Raw genomic sequence first — 4,810 nt, 5'->3', positions numbered from 1 at the left:
GCCTTCACCCGCTGGACGCAGACGCAACACGGCGACGTCATCGACGCCGACGACCGCGAATCCCGGTACCCGCGAATAGCCGAGCAGGCACTGGCCGGTGAACTGCCCGGCAGCTCGGCGGGCGGCGAGCAGCCCAAGTTCACTGCGCAGGTTCGAGATCTAAACGGCATCCGCCATGTGCTGGTGAAGTTCTGCGGCGCGCTGAGCACGCCCGTTGGCAGGCGCTGGGCCGACCTGCTCGTCTGCGAACACCTGGCGTTGCAAACCGTTGCCGAGGCGGGGCTTCCCGCTGCCGATAGCACCCTCGTCGAGGCAGGCGGTCGCCTGTTTCTGGAAGTGACCCGCTTCGACCGCGTGGGCGCCCGAGGCCGTTTGGGTCTGATCTCGCTGGGCGCAGTGAACGACCCGCTCATCGGCCAGCGCAAGGACTGGTCCCACACCGCGCGTGGATTGGTCGGCCCTCGCCGCCTGTCACGGCAAAACGCCGATCACATCGCCTGGCTGCAGGCCTTCGGCACCTGCATTGCCAACAGCGACATGCATTTCGGCAACCTGTCGCTGCTTCACGACGGCGGACGCAGCTTTGGCCTCGCCCCGGCCTACGACATGCTGCCCATGCGCTACGCCCCCGCCGCAGACGGTGCCGTCAACACGCCGGAATGGCGAACGCCCGCGCCGCCGCCGTTCGCCGTGTCGCAATGGGCGTCGGCGCGTTCGGCTGCAGCGCTGTTCTGGCAGCGCGTGGCGGCTGACGGCCGTGTGTCACCCGATATACGGGCGCTGGCTCAAGCGGCGAATTAAGCGACCCCGCCCTTTTGCAGATGAGCGGAGATTGGGTAGTTGGTAACTCGGCGCCGTAATTCGTTGATCTGCGGTCTGGCCCGCAATCAAAGTACCGTTAAGCCAAGATCGCTCAAGTAGCGGTAGGTCTCGTCATAGAAGCCGGGTTCCCGCGTGGCGTCACGGGCATCGCCCTCCGGCACCACGATCACCATGCCCTGTCGCGCGCGGGTGAGCAGCACACGATAGGCGTTGAGCTGATAACGCTGGCTATGCGGCTGCAAGATGCGCTGCCAGCGGTCGCCACGGAAGCTGAAGTGCTGCCAGCCATCGCGGGCCCGACGGAAGTCGGCGTCCCAGGCCATGCAGGTCCAATCCAACTCCAGACCCTGCACGTGGAACTCCGTGGCGACATCCTCCAGGTAGTAGCTGCTACGCACGTCGGTTTTGTCGTTCAGGAACCAATGCACCGGGTCCATGGGTGAGCGCACGTCGATGGCGTAGGGCTTGAGACGCTGTGCCTGGCTGGAGACGACCAGCCCGAAGCGTTCGGTGCCGCGAGCCTGCTCTCGAACCCAGGCTCTGGCGTCCGCGAATGAGCGGCTGAGCGCAATCGGGTAACGCGCTTTGAAGCCTTCGTGCAGCGATCGCGCCTGATCGATGTCGCCGTCCAGCGCGGCCTTCACCCAGGCGCTTACGGTCTCGGCACGGAAAGATCGCATCGAGATGGACAGGTGCAACTCCGGGTGAAAGTGCACCCGCTGCTGCGCGGCCATCTGCTGCAACAGCGCCGTCGCCTGATACTCCCGGTGGTGGAGGTTGGGGCTGGCGTAAACGTGCCAGGCGGGATAGCGGTCGCGAATCGCCTCCAGCCAACCACCGATGCCGGCCTCGCCGGTGTTGATCTCCTGTCCGCCGCCAACGAGACAGACAATCACGGCCCAATCAGGATGGCGGTCCATGCAGGAAATGAGGAATTCGGGCTCTGACTGATGGAAGTCTGGATAGCCCTTCTTGCGTCGCATGAAGCTGGCCGTCTGCGCCAAATCCCAGGCGCGCTGCGCTTCATCGAAGAGGGCGACGTGTTCTATCGGCGGGCGGTCCGGGTCTTTCAGGCCCTCGTCGCGGAAGTGATGAACATTCTGGATAAACGCCTTGATTTCACTTTTTGCTTTTCCTTTACGGGCCCGCTCGCCGCGTTTTCGAGCCTGCGTCACACGATCCCGCGCCAGTGCTTCGTGCAGGATGCTGACCAGCGGCCCATTGCCCGAGAGAAAGACACTGTAGAGATCACCGTCCGGATCGATGTGCTGCGTTGCGATGTTCAACCCCACCAGCGTCTTCCCGGCGCCCGGCACCCCCGTCACAAAACAAATGGCCTTGCGTCGCTGTGCGCGGCTGCTGGCAATGATGGCTTCCAAACTTGCGCTGGTTTGCGCCAGATTGATGGCCCCGGCATCACTGCGCGAGAGTGCATGCACGTTGTGGCCGGCGTACAGCGCGGTCGCAGCCTCCACGATGGTTGGCGTGGGTTGATAACGACCCTGCTGCCACACCGCGGGATCAATGGTTTCGTTGGGGTAGGCAGCCAGCACTGAGCGGATGGTTTCGGCCAAACCCGCGGCGTTGGTGGCCAGTGCAGAGAGCACGCCGTCGCCCTTGGCATCGTGAATCGGCTGCGCCAACGCGGCCTTTGCCGCTGTGGAAATCAGAATCGGCGCAATCACAGCATGGTGACTGGTCTCGTGAAAGTGCTTGAGGTCGAGCGCGTAATCGGTGACCTGGTCCAGCGCGTGCGCGGGATAATCTTGCTCGCCGACCTTATATTCCAGAACAAACACCACCCCACGCAGTAGCAATAGCACGTCGATACGCCGCCCCATCCGCGGGATGGCGTACTCGAAATGCAGCGTGCCGTCGCCAAAGTCGGCCAGCAGTGGGGGTAGCAACTGTTTGAGGTGCTCAATCTCAGACAGCCACGCCGCGCGCTGCGTGTCTTCAACCGCAAAATTACTGGCCCGCGTCAACGCGCCGAGGATGGCGTCGTCGCCTTCGTTCAGAAATATCTTGGCAGATTGCGAATAGGCGGCGCGGCGCATCGCCTGAGCTTAACGCAGCGCGGTCAAGGGTTTTGTACCCTCTAAGCCCAGCCCGCCCTGCAGGGCGCCTCATCTTCTTTGATCGATCCGAGACATGACCGCCCAACCACCAGAGTTCTTGTCTGTTACCCGCCTCGCCGAACAGATGGGCATCGAGCTCGCAGAGCTACGTGCAACCTTGCAAAGTGTTGGTTGGATGTCCAAAGCCGAAGAGGGTTGGTCACTCACACCTGCCGGCGAGGAAGCGGGCGGAAAGTACGTCGAGAGTAAGCGCTTTGGCCGCTACATCGCCTGGCCCTCAAGCACGGCAAGTGACCCGCGTGTCGGCGGCAACGACGTCCCTGCACCCGATATTGCCGCCGGACAACTCACGCCGACCAAGATCGGAGAAGAGCTGGGTCTATCGGCGACTCGTGTGAATTTTCTGCTCTCCGAGCTGGGCTGGATCGAGAAAGGCCTCAAGGGCTGGAGGCTCACCAAACAAGGCACGAAGATCGGTGGCGTCCAGCGCGAGCATCACCGCTCCGGCATTCCCTTCGTGGTTTGGCCGGCGCAGCTGTTGGAGAACAAAAGCTTCAAAGACAGCGCCGCCCAAGTGCTGGGTAGTGATTCTGCGCCGACCAGCACGGATGGCCCGACGGGCAGCAATGGTGGCAGCGGCTTCCGCGAAAAGTTTGAGGCCAAACACCGCGCGACGGACGGTCACTTCGTCCGGTCCAAAGCCGAGATGCTGATCGACAATTGGCTCTACATGGCCGAGATCGTTCACGCCTACGAGCGCAAGCTGCCGATCGAGGAAGAGATGTACTGCGACTTCTACATTCCCACCGGCAAGGTCTACATCGAATACTGGGGGCTGGAGAACGACCCCAAGTACCGGGACCGCAAGGCGCAGAAGCTCGCCCTTTACGGGAAGTACGGCTTCAACCTTATCGAGCTCAATGATGCCGACGTGCAAAACCTCGATGACGTACTGCCGCGCCTGCTCCTAAAGTTCGGCGTGCAGACCTACTGAGGTCGCCGAGGCAGACGAGGCGCTTCTTTCTTGGCCTGCAAGTGCCGCACGTGCTGCCGATGCGCTCGGTCAGTTGCGCGCGTGGGCGCTAGCCGCTCCGCTTGAATCGCGGCAACGATACGGCTGACCTCCGCCTCGGACAGCACCGGGACGCTCTTGCTTTTGATGTAACGGGTGTATGCACCGCCGATGCAGACATTGGGCGGCATCGGCGTCTTGAACGTGCATTCACCCATGAACACGACCACCGAGTGCAGCACTTCAGGACTGAGGCTCAAGGCAGTCTGCAGCGTCTTCAGGTGCTTGTAGTTCTGGCGCAGCGGGTTCTGAAACGTGTGAGTGCGCCGGTAGATCTTCTGCGTCCAGGTCGGCTGATGCTCCGAACCGAAAATCCACCCCTTGTAGTTCTTCGTCTCCACCACGAACACCCCGAAGCGCGACACGATCACATGGTCAATCTGCGTCGTGCCGTCCGCGGTCGGCAAGGTCACGTTATGCAGGGTCGTGTACTGGTCCTTGGGCAGGAACAGCCTGGCGGAAAGCCCAGCGGCCGATTCACCGAGCCAGCCCTTGAAGTAGGGCGACTTGAAGAAGCCGATGATGACCGCGAAGACAAATAGCCCGAAGAGGCCGGTAAGCGCCGTGTTGACGATGGCGTCCATCAGGAAGTTGTCCCCTCATTCGGTTGATGTGTACGATACGAAAGCATCGTACACATTCGGAGCGCCCATGCGTACCAACATCGTGATTGACGAACAGCTGATGAAACAGGCACAGGCTGCCGCGGGCGTGAAGACCAAGCGCGAGGCGGTGGAACAAGGCCTGAAGGCGCTCATTACCCTGCAGAAGCAACGGGAGATTCGCAGCCTGCGCGGCAAGCTCAAGTGGGAGGGCGATCTAGACGCCATGCGCCGCG

The 4,810-nt window shown here is 62.2% G+C and carries 5 protein-coding genes; 3 read left to right on the top strand and 2 right to left on the bottom strand.

Annotated features, from left to right (window positions below; translation table 11 throughout):
* The coding region (locus ACN4F8_RS10375) for a HipA domain-containing protein (protein WP_419473519.1) at positions 1-801 on the top strand (801 nt) is incomplete at its 5' end.
* A gap of 86 nt (positions 802-887) precedes the next feature.
* Here the strand turns inward: ACN4F8_RS10375 and ACN4F8_RS10370 are convergent.
* On the bottom strand, positions 888-2,879 hold the full coding sequence (locus ACN4F8_RS10370) for a DUF2075 domain-containing protein (RefSeq protein WP_419473518.1): 1,992 nt from the start codon (positions 2,877-2,879) through the stop codon (positions 888-890).
* Between the two features lie 94 nt (positions 2,880-2,973).
* On the opposite strand from ACN4F8_RS10370, the gene ACN4F8_RS10365 reads away from it, so the two are divergent.
* Positions 2,974-3,894: a hypothetical protein gene (locus tag ACN4F8_RS10365; protein ID WP_419473517.1), complete on the top strand. Its 921-nt coding sequence runs from the start codon at positions 2,974-2,976 to the stop codon at positions 3,892-3,894.
* Here ACN4F8_RS10365 and ACN4F8_RS10360 read toward each other — a convergent pair.
* Positions 3,888-4,556, bottom strand: a complete 669-nt coding sequence (locus ACN4F8_RS10360) for a nuclease-related domain-containing protein (protein ID WP_419473516.1) — start codon at positions 4,554-4,556, stop codon at positions 3,888-3,890. The genes ACN4F8_RS10365 and ACN4F8_RS10360 overlap by 7 nt on opposite strands.
* 67 nt (positions 4,557-4,623) lie before the next feature.
* On the opposite strand from ACN4F8_RS10360, the gene ACN4F8_RS10355 reads away from it, so the two are divergent.
* On the top strand, positions 4,624-4,810 hold a 187-nt coding region (locus ACN4F8_RS10355; protein ID WP_419473515.1), incomplete at its 3' end, for a type II toxin-antitoxin system VapB family antitoxin.

Source organism: Hydrogenophaga sp., assembly GCF_048549895.1.
Classification (GTDB): Bacteria; Pseudomonadota; Gammaproteobacteria; order Burkholderiales; family Burkholderiaceae_C; genus Hydrogenophaga.
This window is presented reverse-complemented; position numbering and strand designations above follow the sequence as displayed.

What these genes read in the sequence shown, in the direction of transcription:
- ACN4F8_RS10360 (WP_419473516.1), bottom strand. Translation starts at nt 4,556, where the DNA reads ATGGACGCCATCGTCAACACGGCGCTTACCGGCCTCTTCGGGCTATTT.
- ACN4F8_RS10370 (WP_419473518.1), bottom strand. Translation starts at nt 2,879, where the DNA reads ATGCGCCGCGCCGCCTATTCGCAATCTGCCAAGATATTTCTGAACGAA.
- ACN4F8_RS10365 (WP_419473517.1), top strand. Translation starts at nt 2,974, where the DNA reads ATGACCGCCCAACCACCAGAGTTCTTGTCTGTTACCCGCCTCGCCGAA.